Annotated in this window: 21 protein-coding genes and 1 riboswitch; of the genes, 2 read left to right on the top strand and 19 right to left on the bottom strand. The window is 35.2% G+C overall.

Features of this window, described 5'->3' with window-relative positions:
* Positions 1–37 precede the first annotated feature (37 nt).
* The 15 genes from LC095_RS27160 to LC095_RS18830 form a co-directional block, all read right to left on the bottom strand.
* Positions 38–1576, bottom strand: coding sequence for a response regulator transcription factor (locus tag LC095_RS27160; protein ID WP_319005822.1), 1539 nt, complete (start codon positions 1574–1576; stop codon positions 38–40).
* Positions 1569–3335, bottom strand: coding sequence for a sensor histidine kinase (locus LC095_RS18765; RefSeq protein WP_226529607.1), 1767 nt, complete (start codon positions 3333–3335; stop codon positions 1569–1571). The genes LC095_RS27160 and LC095_RS18765 overlap by 8 nt, the downstream gene beginning before the upstream one ends.
* Positions 3336–3441: 106 nt before the next feature.
* Positions 3442–3816, bottom strand: a complete 375-nt coding sequence (locus tag LC095_RS18770) for a sensory rhodopsin transducer (RefSeq protein WP_226529608.1) — start codon at positions 3814–3816, stop codon at positions 3442–3444.
* Positions 3817–4020: 204 nt separating this feature from the next.
* Positions 4021–4848: a glycosyl hydrolase gene (locus tag LC095_RS18775; protein ID WP_226529609.1), complete on the bottom strand. Its 828-nt coding sequence runs from the start codon at positions 4846–4848 to the stop codon at positions 4021–4023.
* Positions 4849–5058: 210 nt separating this feature from the next.
* Positions 5059–5889, bottom strand: coding sequence for a 5-dehydro-4-deoxy-D-glucuronate isomerase (kduI, locus tag LC095_RS18780; protein ID WP_226529610.1), 831 nt, complete (start codon positions 5887–5889; stop codon positions 5059–5061).
* Between the two features lie 47 nt (positions 5890–5936).
* Positions 5937–6692 carry a 2-dehydro-3-deoxy-D-gluconate 5-dehydrogenase KduD gene (gene kduD / locus LC095_RS18785; protein WP_226529611.1) on the bottom strand — a complete coding sequence of 252 codons (756 nt, stop codon included), beginning with the start codon at positions 6690–6692 and terminating at the stop codon, positions 5937–5939.
* A gap of 182 nt (positions 6693–6874) precedes the next feature.
* Positions 6875–8170 carry an NCS2 family permease gene (locus tag LC095_RS18790; RefSeq protein WP_078434852.1) on the bottom strand — a complete coding sequence of 432 codons (1296 nt, stop codon included), beginning with the start codon at positions 8168–8170 and terminating at the stop codon, positions 6875–6877.
* A 172-nt stretch (positions 8171–8342) separates the two neighbouring features.
* A riboswitch (purine riboswitch) is annotated at positions 8343–8444 on the bottom strand.
* Positions 8445–8689: 245 nt separating this feature from the next.
* On the bottom strand, positions 8690–9337 hold the full coding sequence (gene sigH, locus LC095_RS18795) for an RNA polymerase sporulation sigma factor SigH (RefSeq protein ID WP_226529612.1): 648 nt from the start codon (positions 9335–9337) through the stop codon (positions 8690–8692).
* 333 nt (positions 9338–9670) lie between these two features.
* Positions 9671–9856, bottom strand: a complete 186-nt coding sequence (locus LC095_RS18800) for a CLC_0170 family protein (RefSeq protein ID WP_226529613.1) — start codon at positions 9854–9856, stop codon at positions 9671–9673.
* A 47-nt stretch (positions 9857–9903) separates the two neighbouring features.
* Positions 9904–11133, bottom strand: coding sequence for a Ger(x)C family spore germination protein (locus LC095_RS18805; protein ID WP_226529614.1), 1230 nt, complete (start codon positions 11131–11133; stop codon positions 9904–9906).
* A complete protein-coding gene (locus LC095_RS18810; protein WP_226529615.1) occupies positions 11111–12229 on the bottom strand; it encodes a GerAB/ArcD/ProY family transporter in 1119 nt (372 codons plus the stop codon). The genes LC095_RS18805 and LC095_RS18810 overlap by 23 nt, the downstream gene beginning before the upstream one ends.
* Positions 12216–13859, bottom strand: coding sequence for a spore germination protein (locus LC095_RS18815; protein ID WP_226529616.1), 1644 nt, complete (start codon positions 13857–13859; stop codon positions 12216–12218). Before LC095_RS18815 ends, LC095_RS18810 begins: the two co-directional genes overlap by 14 nt.
* Positions 13860–14096: 237 nt before the next feature.
* A complete protein-coding gene (locus LC095_RS18820; protein ID WP_226529617.1) occupies positions 14097–14930 on the bottom strand; it encodes an FxLYD domain-containing protein in 834 nt (277 codons plus the stop codon).
* Between the two features lie 369 nt (positions 14931–15299).
* Positions 15300–15839 (bottom strand): chromate transporter, encoded by a 540-nt coding sequence (locus tag LC095_RS18825; RefSeq protein WP_226529618.1) that lies wholly within the window; start codon positions 15837–15839, stop codon positions 15300–15302.
* A 1-nt stretch (position 15840) separates the two neighbouring features.
* Positions 15841–16470, bottom strand: coding sequence for a chromate transporter (locus tag LC095_RS18830; RefSeq protein WP_216772664.1), 630 nt, complete (start codon positions 16468–16470; stop codon positions 15841–15843).
* Positions 16471–16711: 241 nt separating this feature from the next.
* Here LC095_RS18830 and LC095_RS18835 point away from each other — a divergent pair, with 241 nt between their 5' ends.
* Positions 16712–17602, top strand: coding sequence for a LysR family transcriptional regulator (locus LC095_RS18835; RefSeq protein WP_226529619.1), 891 nt, complete (start codon positions 16712–16714; stop codon positions 17600–17602).
* Between the two features lie 99 nt (positions 17603–17701).
* On the opposite strand, the gene LC095_RS18840 is transcribed toward LC095_RS18835, so the two are convergent.
* From LC095_RS18840 to LC095_RS18850, 3 genes are all read right to left on the bottom strand, one after another.
* Complete coding sequence (locus tag LC095_RS18840) at positions 17702–18238, bottom strand: chromate transporter (protein WP_226529620.1); 537 nt, start codon at positions 18236–18238, stop codon at positions 17702–17704.
* An 11-nt stretch (positions 18239–18249) separates the two neighbouring features.
* On the bottom strand, positions 18250–18882 hold the full coding sequence (locus LC095_RS18845) for a chromate transporter (protein WP_226529621.1): 633 nt from the start codon (positions 18880–18882) through the stop codon (positions 18250–18252).
* A 295-nt stretch (positions 18883–19177) separates the two neighbouring features.
* Entirely contained in the window at positions 19178–21478 is a 2301-nt protein-coding gene (locus LC095_RS18850) for a glycoside hydrolase family 3 C-terminal domain-containing protein (protein ID WP_226529622.1), read from the bottom strand.
* Between the two features lie 173 nt (positions 21479–21651).
* On the opposite strand from LC095_RS18850, the gene LC095_RS18855 reads away from it, so the two are divergent.
* Complete coding sequence (locus LC095_RS18855; RefSeq protein WP_226529623.1) at positions 21652–22887, top strand: helix-turn-helix domain-containing protein; 1236 nt, start codon at positions 21652–21654, stop codon at positions 22885–22887.
* A 239-nt stretch (positions 22888–23126) separates the two neighbouring features.
* Here the strand turns inward: LC095_RS18855 and LC095_RS18860 are convergent, their stop codons facing one another.
* A complete protein-coding gene (locus LC095_RS18860) occupies positions 23127–23264 on the bottom strand; it encodes a hypothetical protein (RefSeq protein WP_226529624.1) in 138 nt (45 codons plus the stop codon).
* Positions 23265–23425: the final 161 nt, after the last annotated feature.

Consider the following 23425-nt stretch of genomic DNA (forward strand, 5'->3'; position numbering starts at 1 on the left):
CCCACAACCTAGTTCAATAGATTGTGAGCTTTTATCATCAATTGACTTTCTTATATTCAGAAGGAGAATAACCTGTAAATTTCTTAAATACCTGACTAAAATATTGCGGGTTATCTCCAAACCCTATACTTTCAGCTATAGCAAATACTTTAATATCATCCATTAATTCAATCTGTTCCATGGCTTTATTTATCCGTTGCTGTGTAACAAAGCTGGAAAACTTTTCACCTGTTTCCTGTTTAAAAAGTTTACCTAAATAGTCAGCATTCATATACACCTTATTAGCAACCCATTTTAGAGATAAATCTGTATTCGCCAGGTTTTTCTCCACGAGATCCATCATCTTCTGAATAACTTCGGAATGATTGGATTTATGTTTCTCATAATAATGTTGAGTAATGTCAATTGCTGTCATAAGAAAGGATTCTTTCATTTGTTGTATTGTGTCCATTTCCAGCAATGAAGACATTTTTCCTGTATACGATTGGATCCTTTTAGAATCAGTATGTTGGATCATGACTAAAAATAACTGCATAACATATGATCTTGCTAACCCGATAGATAGTCTTTTATTTGCCAACTCTTGAAAAAATTGTATGATTTCATTTTCAACCTTTTCGATATTCCCTGATTTTATAAATAGACACAAGCTTTGTCCATCATATTCATAGTCTGTTAATTTCGTATCCTGCTGGATATCATTTTTCGTAATAATGCTTCCTTCACCTAAATAAAACCGGTGATTTAAACATTCTAGTGCCTCTAAATATAGTTTTCTAACATTAGTAATGCAATCCATCTCACTTATCGCTACAGTCATATCCATTTCGTATATGTTAAAGAAATGATTGCGTAATCGTTCAATTTGATCTTGAAGAACTGAAAAATCCTGTTCATCGACAAGAAATAATGCATATTCTCCGATATTAGTTGATAAGACAGATTCAGAAAATAGATCTTCTCCAAGATTTTCAATGACAAACATATGCTCGTAATGGTATTCCCCTTCAATACGGAAAATAATAAGCCTTATAAACTCATCATGAAAATTAACTCTTAAAAGCTTTTCATAAAATTGAATACCTTGATTATTATCAAGCTTGGTTGTAATGAATTCCTTGAGTAACTGCTTTTTCATATATGGTTGGATCTGATCCAGACGGCTCTTCATATCAAAGAGAGACTGCTCTTTCTTTGCATCTGTTGATAGATCATTTATGATACTTGTCAGTGCTTCAACAATACTCTTTTCATTACAAGGCTTTAGTAAATAATGCTTTACCCCATGCTCCATTGCTCGTTTCGCATACTCAAACTCGTTAAAACCGGACAAAATGATAAATTTCACTTCAGGAAATTCTTTGGACACTCTTGCTACTAATTCCAACCCGGTCATACCCGGCATTTTAATGTCACAAATAACAATATCCGGCTTTTCTCTCACGATAAAATCGTAGGCCTCAAGTCCATTTCGCGCAGTACCAATTAATTCAGTACCAATTTCTTCCCAATCTATGATACTTGAAATACCTTCTAAAATAATTCTTTCGTCATCAACTAGTAAAACTTTATACATAACTCCACCTCGTTTGATATGGAATGATAATGAGCACCTTTGTTCCAATGTTTAACTCGCTATCAATTTGTAATCCATATTTTGACCCGAAGACAAATTTTATTCTAGAGTCTATGTTACTAAGACCAATCCCATTTCCTCTTGTCTTAAATTCTCCCCTTCGCACTTGTTCAAGTTGTGCCGTGTCCATACCCTGTCCATTATCCTCAACAGCAAGATATAGATCTTTCCCTTCTTTATATGCCGAAACTTTAATTTTGCATGGCTCCATCATCATTTCAAGTGCATAATTAATTGCATTTTCTACTAGCGGTTGGATAATCAGTTTTGGTATAAGACAGCCTTTAACATTTTCATCGATGTTAAGTGAAAAATCCAGACGCTCTTCAAATCTGAATTTTTGAATGGTAATATAATGCTGAACCATTTCTATTTCTTCTTGAACGGTTATCACATCATCCTTTAAGCTAATTGCATTTCTTAGCAGAAAGCCCAGTGATTCAACCATTTTTGATATTTGGGTTTGTTTATTGATCTTGGCTAACCAATTAATTGATTCGAGTGTATTATAGAGAAAATGTGGATTTATTTGGGATTGCAATGCTTTAAATTCCGTATCCTTTATAAGGAGTTGTTTTTCATAGTTCTCATTAATTAAGTCATTGATTCTTTCAATCATGACGAAGAAATTTCTGTGAAGAATACCTATTTCATCTTTTTCTTCGGTAAGCCTAAATGTATCAACAGCTTTGAAATCACCGTTTTGAACGACTTTCATAGCTGAAACCAAGTTTTCAATTGGGTCTGTAATCCGTTTCGAAAAACGAATGAAAAAGTAGATGGAAGATAGTAAAATAACGAAAAATAAAAAAATGACCAAAAACTTAATTGTCGTAACTTTTGCAAACATTGTTTCGAAAGGCAGCACATTCCAATACGTCCAATTTGCATACGTAGAATTTGAGTATGTGACAAAGTAATTTCTTCCCGCTAGTTTTTGAATTTGATACCCCTGTCTATCACTTACAGATAAATTTAATTTATCAATCTGTATGGAAGTTTCTTCAGCAAAAAAGATGTCTTTTCCATTTGAAATCGCTATACGTCCTTCTTGTCCTCCCCACTCCCTTGGAAGCTCCTTAACGATGTCATTTAAGGACACCTCAATAATCAATGTTCCCAGATTATCAAGACTTAGGTTTTGATAAGATCTTAACTGTCTTGCTGAAAAGATAGTATTTTGCGAATCTTTTAGAGAAACCCACACATTTCTTCCGTCCCCTTCTCTTGCTCTTTGTTCAAGATGATCAGCATTTTCGTAAAGAATAGATGCCGTGATTTTACCAGCCTGATATTCGTTTCCATTAGTGTCAAACAGATGAATGGATTGAATATACTCCTCAGATCCTATATAGCTTGTTAGGGTATCCCTAATTTCCTTTTCAATTTGATATTGATCGTAATTAGTAAGCTCTTTCGTTGCTTCAATTAATGCCTGTTGAATTTTATTATCAGCCAGTACTCTATAGGAAACTTCTTCAATGTTTTTTAGTTCATCTTCAATCCTGTTTGAAGACATGATAAGAACTTGTGAGGACTTACGATAAATTTGTTCATCATAGCTATTAAAAGCATATTGAAAGCCTAAGATAATAAACGATAAACAAACAACCATTATGGTCGAAATAATGATTATTAGCTTATACTTAATTTTTAAGTTCTTGTATCTGTTTAAAATACAAAGCTTTAAGTTTTTCATTATCTAAAGACTCCAATGTGATTATTTTTCAAAGTTTATAAGTAACCGCTTTCAACTACTATTAGTAAGAAGGAACCTTTCTGCAGTAGCACGGTTCCCTATCATTTTATGCTCTTAGCGGGTATCCCATTGTTGACATTAAGGCAAGACCAGGCTGTGTCGAATCTAAGCGACTATATTGAACAATAATAGGAAGATCACTCTCTACTTCAATAGAATATGGAACACCTGCCGGGATTTTCTCACCATTTAATTCTAAACTTGAAGTTCGAAGATGATTACTTCTTTTTCCTTGAACAACAATTGGAATCCTTTCCAATGGATCACGATCTTCAAAATAGATCGTAATAAAGACTTGAGCGTCCTTATTATGACAGTTTAGAATACAGATGGATTCGTGACTAAGTAATTCCCCTGTACTAAGTGGTGGAATATACCCATCAGGTATAATCCAATGTGTTTCTCCTTTACCTGTATACATGTAAATGCCTCCTTATTAATGAATCATTTATCCCATGATATTTATCTATTATAATATCATTAACCTATATTGAATACCCTTACATTTTTTTCGAATTAGAGATAGAGTACACCAGTTATTTTCTCTTCATTATATAAAATACAATCTGATATACATATATAATTATCAGACAATATGGTTTAGAAAACAGTGAACTTTAACAGATTAATAAAGAACAAATTCAAAAGCCTCATTGCGGTCACACTTTAACGTACCATTTTCCACCTGTAACTTAGCAACTTGGATAGATGAACGTTTTGCTTCATACTGATCAGCCCGAACATCCTCTTTTCTTCCCGGATGGGTGAAATAGAATACAAATGCCTGCTCTCCTTGAACGTGTACATCTGCATGATAGCCAAATGAACAATCATCGGGTCTTTCACCAGGTTGATCTAAGATCATTGTATTGTACTTCCACTCCTCACAATCATTTGACTTATAAATCGCTTGACCAGACCACTTATCAACAATCATCCAATAATACCCTTGAAAATAAAATACATTCGGTCCTTCATGTGGGTATTCTGCAATAACAGGTCCAACAACCTCCCACTGATACAAGTCTTCACTGTCTGCTGCATAGGTATACGAATTATCCGCCTCATCTTTATACCATATTCTGAAACGACCATTCGGCAAAACATGTACACATGCATCAATGACAAAATCAGAGCTTAATTCTAATATAGACTCCCATTTCCAATCCCATAAATTTTGACTGGTATAGTGAATAATTTGTCGTTTATGCCCCGCCCACTGATTCGGTACTCCCTGAATATAGCTAACATACATATGATACATTCCATTATGATAGATAATTTCAGGTGCCCAAAACGTATTTCTGCCTCTTTCAAAATCAAGTCCTTCTAGAACCCCTCTGTAATTCCATGATTTTCCTCGATCTGATGAGGTTGCAATACCTAAATCAGTTCCGTGAACCCATGATACACCCTCACACTGAACAATTGCCCTTCTATTTGTATAGATCATCCACCACTCTTTTTGTTCATGATTCTATATAATGGTCGGATCAGCAGCTCCATCGAAGATTGGATCACGAAACAATGGTGCTTTTGGTGATGCAAACTTTTTCAAACCCATTCACTCCCTCCCTATGGTTTACTAATAAATAGATACGTTCTAATGTACAAAAAAGAGTGCACTATCCAGTTGAGGATAACGCACTATTCTTATCGAAAATTATTTTAATTCTTCCATCGATACAGCATCCATATCTGTAAACGTATAGTTCTCACCAGCCATTGCCCAGATAAACGTGTAGTTGCTAGTTCCTACACCTGAGTGAATTGACCATGGCGGTGATAAAACAGCCTGTTCATTCTTTACAACTAAATGTCTTGTTTCTTTAGGCTCACCCATGAAATGGAATACTCTTGAGTTCTCATCCATATCGAAATACAAATATACTTCCATTCGGCGGTCATGAAGATGTGCTGGCATTGTGTTCCACATATTGTTCGGCTCTAATAAAGTCATCCCCATCATTAACTGACAGCTTTGTATACCATCTGCATGAATATACTTATAAATCGTACGCTTATTTGATTCACTATCAGATCCCAAATGGTTTGGTTCCGCATCTTCAATTGGAGCTTTTTTCGTTGGATACTGTTTATGTGCAGGAGTTGACACAATATAAAACTTCGCTGGATCTGAAGAGTTTGTGCTTTCAAATAAAACCTCTTTGTTTCCTAGACCAACATATAAACAGTCTCTTTTATTTAACGTATACGCTTGCCCATCAACTAGCACAGTACCTTCAGCACCGATGTTAATAATCCCTACTTCACGTCTTTCCAAGAAATATTCTGTTTTGAGAGTTTCTTGATCTTCTAGTTTAAGAGCTTGTGTTGTAGGAATTGCTCCTCCTGTTACAACTCGATCATAATGAGAGTACGTCATATTGATTTCACCTTGAACAAAAAGTGAATCCATTAGAAAATCACTTCTCAATCTTTCTGTCGTATATCCTTTAAAATCTGTTGGATTTGTAGCATGTCTAATTTCCATTTTTCTTTCCCCTTTCGGTTATTGATTTTCTTTTAAAACATTTGGCCTTATGAGCTCATCCATCCACCATCAACACATAAAATATGACCATTTACATAGCTTGAGGCATCAGAAGCTAAATAGATAACAGCTCCTTTTAGATCTTCAGGAGTTCCCCAACGGCCTTGTGGAATTCTGGAAGTAATGTACTCATTCCGCTCTTTATTTGCTCTAAGTTGAGATGTGTTATCTGTCTCCATATAACCAGGAGCGATAGCGTTTACATTAACACCTCTGCTCGACCATTCATTTGCAAGTGATTTTGTTAATCCTGCAACAGCATGTTTGCTGGCCGTATAAGCAGGCACTCTTAATCCACCTTGGAATGAAAGCATTGACGCCACATTAATGATTCTGCCTGAGCCATGTTCAAGCATATGCCCTCCAACCTCTCTGCATAGTTGAAACACAGAATGCTGGTTGACTTTAATCACTTCATACCAATCATCATCAGAAAAGTTCTCTGCATTTTCTCTTCTAATAATTCCGGCGTTATTAACTAAAATATCAATTCTATCTGCTATAGCTAACGCCTCAGATACTAGCTTCCCGGCAGCTAGATCTTCAGACAAGTCAATTTTCAAATCATGAAAGGTACCGCCAATAGATTCAATTTTGTTCCGTGTTTCCGACATATCACTCATTCCGGCACCTATAACAGTTGCACCTGCCTCTGCAAGACCAACTGCCATGCCTTGCCCTAATCCACGGCTTGCTCCTGTTAATAAAGCAACTTTTCCTTTTAGAGAAAAAAGTGATTCCATTTATATCCCTCCTCTGTTTATTATCGTACTTAAATGTTCGATATTGTTCAGTATAGTTTGATTATAGCACAAATAAAAAAGATGACAACGATTAATTCTTCGTTTGTCATCTTTTTGAGTTAATAATTTTGGCTCTTTTGCATAACTAGACCGTTTGTTAATGTTCGTTTGACTATATACAGTTATAAAACAAACGCAAAATAGGCGATGAAAATTAGCGCTAATACATAGACAATCGGGTTAATTTCTTTATGCTTTTTTAATGCAAGCATCGTAATTGGATACATAATAAATCCAAGACCGATTCCTGTTGCTACGCTGTATGTTAGAGGCATCATAATGATTGTCACAAATGCTGGTATTGCAATCTCTAGCCTTTCCCATCTTATGTGACGAACCTCACTTGCCATTAAAGCTCCAACAATAATTAAAGCTGGTGCCGTTACCTCTGAAGTAACAACCGAAAGCAGTGGTGAGAAAAATAAAGCAATTGCAAAGAACCCTGAAATAACAATTGATGAAAACCCTGTTCTTCCTCCAGCAGCAATACCTGCTGATGATTCAATAAAAGAAGCTGTAGTAGATGTTCCTAATACAGAACCTGCAACAGAAGCTGAAGCATCGGCCAAAAGTGCACGACCGGCATTTGGTATTTTATTTTCTTTTACTATGCCTGCTTGATTTGCAACGGCAATCAATGTACCCGCGGTATCAAAAAATGCAACGAAAAGAAAGGTAAACACCACAGCTAATAGTTCCATTGAAAAAATTTGATCTAATTGTAATAACGCAACTCCAAATGTAGGTTCTAAGCTTGGAATAGCCCCAACGATCGCGCTTGGTTTTTCAATAATTCCGAACAACATCCCAATAATTGACGTAATGACCATTCCATAAAAAATACCGCCACGGATGTTTTTTACCATGAAAATAACGGTCACAATAAAACCAAATATGGCCAATAATGTTGGACCAGATTGAATATTACCGAGTGACACAAATGTTGCTTCATTTGCTTGAATAATGCCTGAATTTTTCATGCCAATAAATGCAATATAGAAGCCGATCCCACTGCCGATCGCATATTTTAAATCTTGTGGAATAACTTCAATAATTTTTTCGCGAATTTTAAAAATACTAAGTAGGACGAATAATACACCGGAAATAAATACTCCTGTTAATGCTGTTTGCCAGGGGATTCCCATCCCAATTACAACTGAATAGGTGAAAAATGAATTAAGACCCATGCTTGGTGCAATCCCGATTGGATAATTTGCTAATAGGCCAATTAATAAGGTCCCGATTATAGCTGAGACAGCAGTCGCCGTAAATACAGCCCCTTTGTCTATACCTGCTTCTGATAACACAATAGGATTCACAACTAAAATATATGCCATCGATAAGAAAGTTGTCATACCAGCCAATATCTCTTGTCGATACGTTGTTCCTCTATCTGAGAAATGAAAGAACTGTTTCATCTTTACCTCCTGGATTTAACAAAATTAGAAAAACTCAGCATACCGCCGTTTCATAATGGCGAAAGCCTTAGTTTTCTTATACTATCAATAAAATGATCGTATAAAAAAAGCTTTAGAGTCTTCTACCCTAAAGCTTTTACATACAAAGATTACACACAAAGGCCATACCGCCTGTGATTTATGTAATCCTTGTAGTCATGCTATTTATGGTAGCTAGGTAGAAACGTTTAGGCCATATTCCTAAACTTATACAAGGAAAATATATTATATTAATATAAAAAAGTATTTTAAAGAAGATTAGTTCTTTCGTCAATGTTAATAATTCTCAATTTTGATTTTTATATAAAAATAACATTGGAAAAACTTGGTTTATCGCCAAGTCCTAATGGCGAAAGCCTTAGTTTTTCTTATACTATCATCCATAAAATTTATATACTTTCTGATAGTAAAATAAAAAAGCTTCAGTCCCTCCTTTCTGATAGGACTGAAGCTTTTTTGGTATGAATTGTTTAGTATCTATTAAACAACTTTTCTAAAATCAATATGTCGATCAAGTTTTCTTTTGATTCGTTGTAAAGCATTATCAATCGATTTTACATGTGTGTTTAGCTCTTCAGAAATTTCTGCATATGAATGGCCTTCCATATAGAGCAAGAGGACACTTCTTTCCAAATCACTCAATAACTCATTAATCTTTGTTTGAATCTCATTTAACTTTTCTTTATTCATAAGAAATACTTCCGGATTTGTGACATTCTCTCCGGAAAGGACATCCATAAGAGTATAAGAAGATTCTTCATTCATAAGTGGCTTGTCCAAAGAAATAGATGAATTTAACGGGCTATGTTTCTGACGAGAAGCTGTTTTAATAGCTGTAATGATCTGTCTTGTGATACATAATTCAGCAAAAGCATAGAAAGAAGCCATTTTTTCTTGTCTAAAATCACGGATTGCTTTATATAAACCGATCATTCCTTCTTGAAAAAGATCTTCCTTATCAGCACCTATTAAAAAATATGATTTCACTTTTGAACGTACCAAATGTTGATATTTGCTTATTAAAAATGAAAGCGACTCACTATCTCCTCCATGAGACATTTCGATTAAGATGGTGTCTTCTAATGAAGAATAACTCTCAACAGGCTCTACTACGGTGTTCTCACTCACTCATATCCCTCCTTAATACTTCACGAGTTTTTGATGATCAATTGACTAGTAGATTTCACTACATCTTTTTTCATTTTGTAGTGTCCTACATTTTTTCATGAATTCTTCTCCTTAATTCCTTTTCAGTAAGTATAAGTTTACAGGCTAAAAACTAAAAACGTTGTCGAAATATATAAGGAATTACAAATTATTTTATTTTTCGATGAGAAGTTATAATGATACCTGTATACACTCTTTTTTTCATTAAATGAAAAGCCAAAAATTTATATACCTAATAGTACAAAAATAAAAAGTTCTTTATTTCTTCTATGAAATAAAGAACTTTCCTAATGATTATTTAAACCATGTATGATAGACCCAATTACCTGCAAAGAGTAATAAACCAAGAACTATATTCCCTCGTCCAATAAGTTTCGTTACTTTTTCTTCTTTTTTCATTTTTTTGTTTTTATAAAATGGGTAGTCATATCGCATAATTAAGTAGCCTGTAATAATAAAAATTGCAATAAGGTAATTCATGTATCCGATGTACAATTTTACCTCTCTCCTCATCTTAGTAGAAGATATTATTTTGCTTTCATCCCGATGCGTCGGATTTTTGTTGTGCAGTTTACCGTTACATTTAAATCCCTATAAAATGAATGCCATTTTTCAGGTGTTTTCACTTTTGTATCCCAAAACCGGGGATGTTTTGCTCTTATATGTTCACCAAACCCAAAAATGTCTGATTCCTTCTCTTGTGTGTTTTTTATGAATGTTTGAATTGATTCAACAGTATTTTTTGATGTGTTTTCTTCAATTTCTTTCATAATTTTCGAATTGTCTATTTCTACATACTCAGGTGCATCTTTTTCGTCAATCTCTGCTTCATAATTTATATTGACTGTAATTTCAGGTTGACCGTCTTTTATTTTGGTATCTATTTTAACAACTCTACTGGAAATTCTCACCATCACATAGTCTTCTGAGTCAGGGATCTGGACAAAAACTCCATACCCACCTTTTCCATTTCCTAATACTGCCATAAAAAAACCAATTTCAAGCGGATCACTGATTCCTACCATTTTTTCACCGCTAAAATATGCAAGTCCTTTGATTTGAACATTTTCTTCTTTTTTTATACTAATATAAGGCAAAAATGAATCCTGTCCTTTACTTGAAAGGATCGTCCAAAACTCACCAATAAAATCAGATGGAAATTTACCTAGATCTACTGCATTTTCAAACATTGAAGATAAATATAAACCAGGGACCCTTTCAAAGGTTGGGGTTATCTTCATAAATTGACTAGCTTCATCTTTTGATATAGCAAGCCATGCCGTTCTTCTGATTTCTGAATTCCGCCGAAAAAAATCATTAATTCGTTCTACTCCATCTCGTGCCAATTCCTCACTAATGATGATAATTCTTAAATGTCCAAGAAAAATGTCATCGGATATTTCCTGTTCCAAATTTGCTAATGCATCATCCATCGTATGCCCGACAACTTCGAGGATCCAAACAGGATCTGAATCTCCTCCTCCACTTTCAGGTCCAAGAGGGATTTTACCAGGAACAGCAATTTGTGCGGTTATTTTTATCATTTCATTATCTGGCCGAGGAAATGAATTTGAAAGATGTGAGACATTTTCTTCTTCTTTGCCGTGCTCCTCTGATGTCTTATCGATAGCAATCCCTAGTACTACAGCGCGTTTCTCAATATCCAAACTATCCCAACAGCCAGAAAGAAACACACATATTATAAATAGACAAATTCCTTTGATCACTATAAGTCTAAACTTTAGAAATGTGTTCATTGTTTGCTCTCCGTTTTCTTTTTACAGAATCTATGAGTAACAATAAAAACGGAGTTCCAATTGTTAAAATCAATCCAATTTGTCCTACCACTCTGATAATTTCATACATCTGCAAAACATTCTGAGGAATCATTGCAAGTAGGAAGAAAAACGGTAAGATAAAGAAAGACATCATCTTATGATCACTTAATCCTAATAATTGACTCAGCATATGAATTGTTAATTTATAGCTCGTTAATAACGTAGTAAAAACGGAGACAACCCAAATTGCTAAAAATATAATATCAAGTCTTTGCAGAATATTTCCCGGCAATGACGTCGTTCTTGCAAGTTCTAGTGTGGGCCATATTAACTTCCTCGTCTCCTCAGTACCAAATACACTCACTGTTGCAATCACAATCAAGGTATATAAACCACCTGAAATGATGATTGCCGAAATACTTGCCTTCATTGCTTTCCTGGCTTTTTTCATTGAGGGAATGATTATTGTCATAACAAATGAGCCTTGAAATAATGCTGAAATAATAAAAGCCCCGGAAATAATCAAGCTAATGTCCGGCTCATTTCCCCAAACTGGCTGTAAATATAGGATATTTCCATTCTTTAGCGATAAAACTACAATTAACAGTGCAGGTGCAAGGATAAAGGGTAAGTAAAATAATTGAATATAGGCAAAAGTGGTCATATCATGTCTAGTTGTAAAAGCAGCCAATACTAACATGACAAACACTGTAACTTCTAAAGGGGTTTCTTTTAAAACTGCTGAAATAACAACAGATCCGAATTCACGAGACGCCAGACCTGTTAATATCGAAAAAAACAAGACAAATAAAATTCCTAAAAACAGACCAAGCCACTTTCCAATGATTTTTTGACTGTATCCAATAATGGAATGGTTCGGGTATCTCATACCGAGAATTGTAATAACACTTAATCCAATAAAGGCCAAAATAATGGCAATAACCGTAACTAAAGGGGCACCTGTATTGTTAGCTTGTACTGCAAATAATGGAAGCGGCAATACTCCTACCCCGATTATCGTACTTATCAATACACCTGAAGCTGTAGCAGTTGTAATTTCCCTAGGATGTTTCATCTTCATCCCCCTTTCGGCGATGATTGCCAGCCTTTTCAGAATCAGTAGTACGATCTTGCTTAGAATGTTTCCTTACTCGTATATCATTTTTAGTGTGTAAAAATCCCGGACGCTTTGGCATCCACCATAAGGGTCCTCGAATCACAACATCTTTCATCCCTTCTATATTAAAAGGTGAAACAGGGCTCATATACGGAACACCAAATGATTTAAGTGAAAGCATATGATTAAAAATGAGGATAACTCCAACTACAACTCCATATAAGCCAAATACCCCAGCCAATATAACGATTGGAAAGCGGAGCATTCTTAATGCAAAGGCCGCACTATATGCCGGTGTAGCAAATGACCCAATTGTTGTCATAGCAATCACCACAACCGTAATCGGGCTGGCAATCCCGGCCTCAACCGCTGCCTGTCCAATAACCAGTACTCCTACAATTGATAAAGCTCCCCCAACCTGTTTTGGTAGTCTGACGGTTGCTTCACGTAAAACTTCCATCGCCACTTCTATTAACAGCACTTCTATTACAGCCGGAAAAGGTACACCAGCACGTCCTCCTGCAACTGCTACTGCGAATTCTGTTGGAAGTAATTCAGGATTGAATGAAATGAAAGAAACATATATAGACGGAAAGATCAGTGAAAACACTAATGCCAGAATTCTGGCGATACGAACAAAACTTCCCATTAAATAACGGGATGAGTAATCTTCAGCTGTTTGATAAAACTGGTTAAATACAACTGGTACAAGCAAGGCAAACGGGGATCCATCTACCATGATTGCCACACGACCTTCTAAAATCGCTCCAACTGCTTTATCGGGTCTTTCTGTCGATTGAACCTGTGGAAATGGTGACATATGATTATCCTCGATAAACTGTTCAATATAACCAACATCCAAAATCCCATCAATGTCAATTTTCGACAATCGATATTCTACTTCCTTTATCAATTCTTCTCCCGCAAGACCTCTTACGAAGCATATTGCGACCTTTGACTTTGTCATCTCACCTACATTAAGTGTTTTTACAATGAAATCCGGTGTTTGTAGTCGATACCTGAGTAAAGAGATATTGGTGCTCAGTGTCTCAATAAATCCTTCTCGCGGTCCCAATATAACTTGTTCAGTTTCAGGTTGATTAATTGCACGTTTTTCTACTTTTCTTGTCCCAATTTTAAAAGCTTTTTGTACCCCATCAATTACGATGATTGTTTCGCCTCGAAGAATACTTTGTACAAGTTCCACTTTTTTATTATTTATAACAACTTTGCTATGATATAACACTTCGTTCATCAATGTTTCTTGGAGTGTATCTCTATCAATATTTTTCCCTAATAGATGTGTTGGTACAGACATTAATGGCTTTAAGATATCTTGATTCAGTGATTGCTGATCTGCAAAATCCGATAGATAAAATAATGCAGCAGGATATGACCCAAAGATCATAAACTTTCGGGTGACAAAGTCATCATTGTCTCCAAGAATTTGTATAAACCAATTACTATTCACATGTAAGCTTCTATCAATCACTTCATCTTTCTGGGCTTCAAGCTGGTCATGGGGCAATTGTTGAGTGTATTTCATGTTTTCCCATTTTTTCCTTGATAATTGAAACCGTGACTTCATCTGGTTCGCCCCTATATCCAAAGATTCATGATGATAATTTCTCCATATTATGTGAAAATATTCCTTGTATGAATGAAGACGAGAGTAATTCAATTAAAAAAGCACAAGCACCTTGTTCATCCCTGAGGGACTAGGCGCTTGTGCTTCGACACCAAAACTATGTACAAAAAAGAGCATCCGCCTCGTAATAGACGAATACTTTTTTAAATTTGCTATAGATACAATTATTTCATATTCTTACTCCGCCACCTCAGCATACACACCAACAACCTCAAAGGTATCAGCATACTCGCTAATCGAATAACTATCTAAATTCCAAGATTTACCCGGTTTTAAATCGTAGATCGATTGAATTTGACTATCTACAATCGAGCCCTTTTTATCATAAAACTGTATATCTACGCTAATATATCGATATTCCTTATCTGATAAATTGTTAATAATACCACGTACTGTTGTTTCATACTCATCCTTGTTAATCTCCATCTCAGTGAATTCCAATTGATAGGATTCCACTGCTTCCTCTATAGACAAAGCATCTGTCAGTACTTCATCATACACCTCTACAACATGAAATTGTGGACCTACTAAATAACCTGTAAGCACGGCAATCCCAATAAATAAGAGCAAACGCAGAAGCCCAACCTTCTTTTTTTGAGGAGCCCCTTTTTTCTTTATTTTGTCATAAAAATCCACCTGAAATGTTAAATCTTGTTTAAAGGAGTCTGCATCATCTGGCGGTAAATCAGAAATTTCAATTTTCGTTCCAGCAAAAAACAATTCCATCGAAACATAATAATTTCCTTGTTTCATATGAATATATTCTAATTTCTCATAAGGTACTTCTAACACTTTTGGTTGATTCATTTCATTATGATAAATAAATAATGCACGATCATCCGTTAACAAAAATAAACCTTTGTACCGTTCAATCCCACCTGTTGTAATATTTAGTATCGTCTCGTCTTCATATAAAACATTTTGTAATTCATCTACTTCACGATATGAAAGAAATTCATTTGCTTTGGAAAATTCTCTAATTTCTTCTCTTATGTAGTCAATATTTTTCAAGTAAGTGATCCTCCCTTTCACTAACTAGCACTCTAGAATTATTTTAGCTAAAGGTTTACCTGACGTGCATAAGTCAAATATCATGAATTATGTTGTTAAAACTCATTCAGCGCATTTTCATTTAACAAAATATGTGTATTCAGACCTATGCAAAAGAATGATTCTTGATGTTTTACTTTAAAAGAAAGTACAGTTTTTTTATATCTTGTTATTTTTTTATATAAGAAAACATGAGAATTAATTCGTTCCATTGCTCTCCATTTCACAATGATAGCTTAAAACAGATTCACTGCTAACATATTTCCAAATATAACCTTTAGTAAAATAGCCAAATAAAAAAGAAGTCTAATTCTAAGATTAAACTTCCTTTTATGAATATATTGCAGCTCCTACAACTCCTGACATAATAATGACTAAAGCAGGGTGAATACGAAGCTTTATTAATGAGAAGAGTGATAATCCAAAAATAAGTAATAAACTCATTGAGTGCCATGAGAGTGATCCAACTAAGTTATTGCTTATAGCGAATTTAATGGCTGCATAGCCAATTAGTCCTGTAATAATTGGACGTAAGCCATAAAAAGCGGATTCAACATGCTTATTTTTACTAATTTTATAGAAGAATGTTGCAATGATAATTACAAGTAGTAGTGACGGAATAACCATGCCTAACCCTGCTGCGATAGCACCTGTGATTCCTTGAACCTGATACCCTACAAAAATAGCACTGTTTGTTGCGATTGGTCCAGGTGACATCCCTGCAATTGCAATAACATCCGTAAACTGTTGAGTCGTCATCCAGCCCTTATTCATAACTTCCAACTCGATGACAGGGATCATGGCATAGCCTCCACCAAATGAAACAAATCCAATTAATAAAAATGTCCAGAATAGTTCTAACAATATCATCTTAAATTCCATCCCCCATAAACCATTCTAGTTGCTGTGTTTTCGGTGAGCTTTTTTCTTTTTTCCCATCAACTGAATAACCTAATTTCCGTTTTATGTTAACAAGAACGATACCGAGAATAATACCTGAGAAAATAATTAAAACCGGATGTAAATGAAGGAAAAACAGAACAGCCATTGAACCAAACGATATAACAAAAGTAGTTTTATCTATAATTGCTGTTTTACCGATCATATAACCTGCATATACAATTAAAGCAACAATGGAAGCACGAATCGCCTGAAATGCCGCTTCAATTTTTGGGTTATTCTGAACTTGTAAAAATACAATGCTCAGCATGACGACGATTAGAAAGGTTGGTAAAAAAACGCCAAGTAATGCGGCAATCGCTCCTTTTATCCCTCCTATTCGATACCCGATAAATGTTGAGGAATTTATTGCGATTGCACCCGGAATCGATTCCGCAATGGCAAATACATCTGCAACATCTTCATGACTGACCCATTTCTTCTTATCTACAACTTCCCTTTCGATAAGTGGGATCATGGCATAGCCACCACCAAAGGTGACTGGACCAATTTTTAAGAACGTCCAAAAGAGCTGAAATAATTTTTTTGTTTCATCCTTCATACTTTTCTCCTTTCAAGTTTCTATTACTATTTTAAAAAATAATTTTCAATTGTAATATTAATCAATATCTTTATATGTTTTGTTCTTATCTATACGATATCATGCTTTTACGATCAGGCATATTGCAACAAATGCATAGCATATAACGGATTGTTATAGTTAAGTCAATTTTCTTAATTCACCACCTGAGGTATTATAGAATTAACAAATATTTTCTAATTGGGACTAGGAGGGAGTTTTCTTGAACATAGAAAACCTTAAGATGTTTTGTTTAGTTGTTGATGAAGGTAGTATTAGTCAAGCAGCCCGACTAAGCTATGTTTCACAGCCTGCTGTTACAAGACAAATTCGCCAATTGGAGAACTTCTATGGCACCTTACTATTTGATCGGACTGAAGGCAAATTAACTGTTACCACAACTGGAAAAATGCTTTATCCATTTGCCAAAGCGATAGTAGACGATTTTAATCGATCGAAAGAAGTGATTCTACAGGCAACAGGAGAATACAATTCTAGCCTTAGAGTTGGAGCATCATTAACAATTGGTGAGTATTTATTGCCAAGCTTGCTTGGTCGTTTTAAAAAACAAACACCTGATATAAAAGTATCGTTAACAATAAGAAATACGCCAAGTGTATTAGAAGATTTATCGAATGATGTTATTGATATTGCATTAGTAGAAGGAATTGTAGAGGATAAAAGCTTTATAGTAGAGAAATTTGCTGATGATGAATTAATTCTCGTTTTCCCATCAGACCATCCGTGGAAGGAAAGATCAGAAATTAGTATAGAGGAATTAGCTCACGAACGAATGATTTGGCGTGAGTCACTTTCAGGCACTCGACTCATTGTTGAAAACGCACTAAACGAACACGGGATTTTAAATAAGATAGAAAGTTACATGGAAATCGGAAGTACGCAGGCAATTAAGAGTGCAGTTGAGGCAGGTTTAGGAATAAGTATTTTACCAAGATTAACCGTCACAAGGGAATTGGAGCAAGGTGTTTTACAAGAAATGAAGATTGAAGGTGTACATATTAATCGCAGATTATGGCTAGTTAAAAAGCCGCAGAGATTCAATAGAGATGGCGTTACAAAGTTTGTTCAGTTTATTCAGGACAAGCACCACTAGAAAGACCATGTTTCATTTTAACGAAACAATTAAGCTTAATTCCTCTAAAAAAATGAATTGAGCTTTCTTTATTTAAAAATCTAATTACCCCTTCTAAACTTAATGAATAATCGTACCAATAACACCAGCACACAAAATCACGATCACCGGGTGAACTCGGAAATATAATAGAGAAATTAAAGAAATACCGAAAATGAGTAAGAGACTTACCATATCCCATGAAATTGAGGTTGAGATCACACCATTTGAAAGAGCTAACTTAATCGCCGCATACATGATAAGACTCGTCACTATTGGGCGCAAACCATAAAAAGCAGATTTCACAAGTTTATTCGAATGTAATTTATAGAAAAATAAAGCAATGACTAAAATGAGAATTAAAGAAGGCAAACTCATTGCAATAGAGGAGATAATGGCACCTGGTATTCCAGCAACCTTATATCCTACGATCGTTGCACTATTAGAAGCAATTGATCCTGGGGTCATACCTGCCAAGGCAACTGCATCTGTAAAATCAGTTGTCGTGATCCATCCCTTACCCGTTACCTCTCTTTCTATCACGGGAAGCATTGCATATCCGCCACCAAATGATACAGTCCCAATCATAAAAAACAGAATAAATAATTGTAACAGCATACTACTACCTCCTACATTCCTACCTGTTGCTTTAACGATTCTTCGTTATTCTCAATCTCTTCATCTTCATTTTTTTCAAACTTTACTAGTATACCTAATTTTTCTTTAATCTTGACAATGAAAATCCCTAAAAAAGCACCTAAAAAGATAACGAAAATTGGATGCCAGTGAAACATTAACATTGCCACTATCATAGTAGCAGCCAAAGTAAATGTGGCCTTATCCCAAAGTGATGTCCTCGCTATTTTTATCCCGGCATATACAATTAAAGCGACAGTTGCAGCTCGAATACCAAAAAACGCCGATTCCACATATGGATTATTCTGAAAGGATGAAAGTACTCCACAAAGCACAAGCACGATCATAAAGGTTGGAAGTAGAGTTCCTAATGTTGCAGCAACTGCACCCTTTATGCCGGCAATTCGGTGTCCGATAAAGGTAGCAGCGTTTACTGCTATTGCTCCCGGTATGGTCCCTGCAATAGCAAAAACATCTGTTAAGTCCTCACTTTTGACCCAATGTTTTTTATGAACAACTTCTTTTTCTATTAAAGGAATCATTGCATAACCGCCGCCAAATGTTACAGGACCTATTTTGAAAAAAGACCAAAAAAGTTGAAAAACTTTTCCCCATTCTCCCTTCATAAATACCCTCCTTCGTTATTATTTTACAAAGTGAATTATTTACTTTCTTAATTTCAGTTGATCTACTATTACGATATCACGAAGGATGACGATGGTAAATTGCAACAAATGCATAGGTTATAACAGAAGGTTATACGTAATTAAACACACCCGAGAAGTTGGATATTGACAACAAAAAAGCTCCACCTTTTTTAAAAAAGATGAAGCTTTTGCATTGGTAATAAGCCAGATTGTTCAACCTTTTCCGAAAATAAATGTGGATTGACTCACATGACTTGAGCCAATCCACCTTAAATTAGTTCACAACTGTATTTTTTTGAACATCATTTAATTGTTGAATCATTTCTTGCAGTTTTTCTTCCGTTAAGTTTCCATCGCTAAAATTAGATAAAGCTCGTAATGGCATATATTTCATCATTGCTTCCATCATATCTGAGAATTCACCTTCGTCCTCAGTTGCAGCAGCGAATGGGCTTCCTTCCTGTGCTTTTCCTAATAGTTCTTTAGCTAATGCTGCTACTTTAGGATTTGCAAGTAAATCACCAACTGTTGTATTACGATGAACCAGCAACGGAATGTCAGTCGTCGATTCAACTGTCACTTTTTCTGTTAGAACAACTTCTTTTGAGCTTTTCCCTACTAATAATTCGAATTCTCCACTTTCAACATGCCAATCTTTTATTTCTGTATGATAGTAAGCAAATGAACGTTTATCTAAAGTAAAGGTAATTTCTTTCACTTCACCCGGTTGAAGTTCAACTTTTTCAAAACCTTTTAATTCCTTCTGAGGTCTGCTTACACTGCTTTCCACGTCTTTAACATAAAGCTGAACAACTTCTTTCCCTGTAACAGCTCCTGTATTTTTCACATCAACAGTCACACTAAGTGTTTCTGTATCATTAATTTTATTGGCACTTACACGCAGATTGCTATATTCAAACGTTGTATAGCTCAATCCATAACCAAATGGGAATAATGGTTCAACATTTTTTGTATCATAATAGCGATATCCAACGAAAATTCCTTCACGATATTCTACTTTGTCTCCTTCTCCTGGGAAGAACAGGTAAGAAGGGTTGTCGCTTAATTGTTTAGGGAATGTTTCTGCTAGCTTACCACTTGGATTCGTATCACCAAATAGAATGTCTGCAATCGCACCTCCAAGTGCTTGACCTCCAAGATATCCCTCAAGTAATCCTTTGACATTGCCTAGCCAAGGCATTTCGATTGGTGCACCATTGCTTAGTACAACAACAATATTTGAGTTTACTTCAGCAATCGCTTCAATAAGACGCTTTTGATTTTCAGGGATGTGCAGGTGTACACGATCATACCCTTCAGATTCATAGCGATCTGGTAGACCAGCAAACAAGATAACCGTATCGGCTTGTGAAGCCACTTCTTTCGCTTCTTCAATTAATGCTTCATCGATTGTATCTTTGTCACGATAGTATCCTTGAGCGTACGTAACATTTGCTTCTGATCCAGCAGACTTTTCAATTTCCTCTACAATATTTTCAAGCTTTGTTGGTTTAATATGAGAGCTTCCGCCACCTTGGTACCTTGGCGCCTTAGCAAACTCACCGATTACTGCAAAATCACCTTCTTTTTTAAGTGGAAGGATGTTACCTTCATTTTTTAATAACACCATACTTTCTCTTGCTGTTTCCCTTGCAAGTTGGTGATGTGCTTCTTGGTCATACGTTGCATTTTCTTTCTTTTCTTCCACAGCTTTAAAAATAATGCGTAAAATACGCTCAACAGCCGCATCAAGTTTTTCTTCTGATAAGTTACCATTTTGTACCGCTTCAATAACTTTATTCTCACCAATTCCTTTTGAAGCCGGCATTTCAAGTTCAAGACCATTTGCAAGAGCTACGTCACGTTCATTAACTGCTCCCCAGTCAGAAACAACAAAGCCTTCAAATCCCCATTCTTCTTTTAAAATGTCGTTTAACAGATAGTTGTTTTCAGAAGCAAATTCTCCATTTACTTTATTGTAAGAACACATTACAGTCCATGGTTGTGATTGTTTTACTGCTCCTTCAAAACTAGCCAGATAGATTTCTCGAAACGTTCTTTCATCAACAATGGCATCTGTTGACATTCTGCGGTGCTCCTGGTTATTCGCTGCAAAGTGTTTTAAGGACGTTCCAACACCTTGGCTTTGCACACCTTTAATATGATTCGCTGCCATTTCTGATGATAAATATGGATCTTCTGAGAAATACTCAAAGTTACGCCCACATAATGGGGAACGTTTAATATTAGCACCTGGTCCAAGAAGAACAGCAACATCCTCTGCTTGGCATTCTTCTCCTAGCGCTACTCCAACTTTTTGAATTAAATGGCGATCCCATGAACTTGCCATTCCTGCAGCAGATGGAAAACAAGTAGCCGGTACGCTATCAAATAATCCTAAGTGGTCAGCACCCATTTTTTGTTTACGTAAACCGTGTGGACCGTCTGTGACCATGATAGATGGTATGCCTAGTCTTTCAATCCCTTTTAAATTCCAAAAGTCTTTTCCAGAACATAGACCAGCTTTTTCTTCTAATGTCATTTGTGAAATAAGTGCTTTAATATCTTTTGTCAATATAATCCCTCCATAAGTATCAAGGTAGAAAGCGCTTTCTAATAAACCATATGACTATTATATACAATCACTCATATCAATTTTGGTAATATATTAGTTTTTTTAGCTTTTTTTTAACATTTATTCATCTTTATGATATGATTTTAGATATTAATTAAATGAGGGGTCAGTTTATGAAGCTTCAGGATGTAAATTACATTTGCAAATTGATATATGAATCTTTTCATATTCCGGTTATTTTTCTAAATGAACATAATCATTTAGAGTTTGAGTTTGCTTCTCAAACTATTAAAAATCCTTTTCACACATCAACACAAGATCTTCTGAAACAATTCCAATTAAATCACGAGCACTATCCATTCCCACTATTGGTCAAATCGGAATATTATGAACATTATTTTATCATTCAAGTGCGTAATTTTAATCAATATATAGGGATGATTATTGTCGGTCCCGCTCTTCCTTCTGAGCTTTCAAATGAAAGACTGGCAGCTTTGGTAAATGACATGCCTGTTCAAAAAGAACTTGTTGAAAAAATCGTCCATTATTATGAATTACTGCCCCGAACATCCAATTTAAAGTTTATCAAAATCAGTATGCAGATGTATTATATGCTCTATCAAAAAACACTGGATCCCGCCAATATCATGTTAAAAAATATTGAAGCGGGTGAACACATCGTACAAATTGAGGATCCTTTTACAACCATTTCACAGAAACGCGAAAATGTGTCATTTCATCATGATTTCATCTATGAAAAAAGACTATTTCAATACATTAAAGAGGGTAGAAAGGATGAATTTTTAAAAGTATTCAAACTAAGCCCTGACAAAGGAGAGTTGGGCGTATTATCGAAGAAAAGTCAGTTACGCAGCAGTAAAAACTTAGCAATTTCCGCTATTACACTGGCAACACGAGCTGCTATGGAGGGCGGTCTTCATCATGAAATTGCCTATACACTTAGCGACTTATATATTCAAAATCTTGAGGAATTAACAAATGTGAAATCAGTGGATCTGTTTATGGAACAAGCCTTAAGTGATTTTGCTGATCGAGTAAGAAAACATAAACAACAAAGGTACTCTAAACCTATTAATATGTGCTTAAATTATATCTACACACATCTTTACGAAGATTTGACCTTAACAACCTTGGCTAACCTTATAGAGATGCATCCTAATTATTTATCAGCTCTTTTTAAAAAAGAAGTAGGTATTTCTATCGCTGAATATATCCACCGAACAAAAGTTGATGAGGCCAAATCATTGATAACATTTACTGACTATTCGTTATTGAAAATTTCGACTATATTAAACTTTCATGATCAAAGTTATTTTACTAAGGTGTTTAAGAAATATGTTGGTGTGACACCGAAGAAGTATAAACAGAATAATACTGAGTCTGTTTGATTGTCTACAAAAAAGTGGGAACCCCAAAATTAAACTTGGGAGAGAATGCTTTCCGAACGCCCGGTAAATGCCGATGTTTAAAGCATAAATGAACAGGAGTATATAAGTATATACTATTGGGTCAAAACAAAGGTTTTATAACAAACAATAGGCGACCTTATTCATCCAAAACGAATAACAAGGTCGCCTTACTATTTTCTTAATCATAACTATTTATCCCTTCAATTTACTTTATTGATTTAGTGTTTTACCTTTTTATCTTTAGTCTGATCCGCATTATTTTTAACTTGATGGAATAAATATGAAAGATAAGAGTTTAATTCAAACCGATCTTTAATAACAAAGTCCGAGAATGTTAATTTGTTTTCTCTACACATTATGTATCCCTCCTTATTTAACTCTATTATTCTTTTATAGATAAAGATAATCTAAATTTCAAAAAATATACGGAACATAGAAAAATTTATAACCTTCTCGAAAACCGTTCCTAGTACCAGCCCCACCTACGCTAGATACTTTGACAGCCACGCATGCCGTC

Source organism: Metabacillus niabensis, from assembly GCF_020524345.1.
In the GTDB taxonomy this organism is placed as follows: domain Bacteria; phylum Bacillota; class Bacilli; order Bacillales; family Bacillaceae; genus Metabacillus; species Metabacillus niabensis_B.

Excerpts from the sequence above, each read along its gene's own strand:
- LC095_RS27160 (WP_319005822.1), bottom strand. The coding sequence starts at position 1,576 with ATGTATAAAGTTTTACTAGTTGATGACGAAAGAATTATTTTAGAAGGT.
- LC095_RS18765 (WP_226529607.1), bottom strand. The coding sequence starts at position 3,335 with ATGAAAAACTTAAAGCTTTGTATTTTAAACAGATACAAGAACTTAAAA.
- LC095_RS18770 (WP_226529608.1), bottom strand. The coding sequence starts at position 3,816 with ATGTATACAGGTAAAGGAGAAACACATTGGATTATACCTGATGGGTAT.
- LC095_RS18775 (WP_226529609.1), bottom strand. The coding sequence starts at position 4,848 with ATGATCTATACAAATAGAAGGGCAATTGTTCAGTGTGAGGGTGTATCA.
- kduI (WP_226529610.1), bottom strand. The coding sequence starts at position 5,889 with ATGGAAATTAGACATGCTACAAATCCAACAGATTTTAAAGGATATACG.
- kduD (WP_226529611.1), bottom strand. The coding sequence starts at position 6,692 with ATGGAATCACTTTTTTCTCTAAAAGGAAAAGTTGCTTTATTAACAGGA.
- LC095_RS18790 (WP_078434852.1), bottom strand. The coding sequence starts at position 8,170 with ATGAAACAGTTCTTTCATTTCTCAGATAGAGGAACAACGTATCGACAA.
- LC095_RS18800 (WP_226529613.1), bottom strand. The coding sequence starts at position 9,856 with ATGAATTACCTTATTGCAATTTTTATTATTACAGGCTACTTAATTATG.
- LC095_RS18805 (WP_226529614.1), bottom strand. The coding sequence starts at position 11,133 with ATGAACACATTTCTAAAGTTTAGACTTATAGTGATCAAAGGAATTTGT.
- LC095_RS18810 (WP_226529615.1), bottom strand. The coding sequence starts at position 12,229 with ATGAAACATCCTAGGGAAATTACAACTGCTACAGCTTCAGGTGTATTG.
- LC095_RS18815 (WP_226529616.1), bottom strand. The coding sequence starts at position 13,859 with ATGAAGTCACGGTTTCAATTATCAAGGAAAAAATGGGAAAACATGAAA.
- LC095_RS18825 (WP_226529618.1), bottom strand. The coding sequence starts at position 15,839 with ATGATATTGTTAGAACTATTCTGGACATTTTTATTAATTGGATTTGTT.
- LC095_RS18830 (WP_216772664.1), bottom strand. The coding sequence starts at position 16,470 with ATGAAGGATGAAACAAAAAAATTATTTCAGCTCTTTTGGACGTTCTTA.
- LC095_RS18840 (WP_226529620.1), bottom strand. The coding sequence starts at position 18,238 with ATGCTGTTACAATTATTTATTCTGTTTTTTATGATTGGGACTGTATCA.
- LC095_RS18845 (WP_226529621.1), bottom strand. The coding sequence starts at position 18,882 with ATGAAGGGAGAATGGGGAAAAGTTTTTCAACTTTTTTGGTCTTTTTTC.
- LC095_RS18855 (WP_226529623.1), top strand. The coding sequence starts at position 21,652 with ATGAAGCTTCAGGATGTAAATTACATTTGCAAATTGATATATGAATCT.
- LC095_RS18860 (WP_226529624.1), bottom strand. The coding sequence starts at position 23,264 with ATGTGTAGAGAAAACAAATTAACATTCTCGGACTTTGTTATTAAAGAT.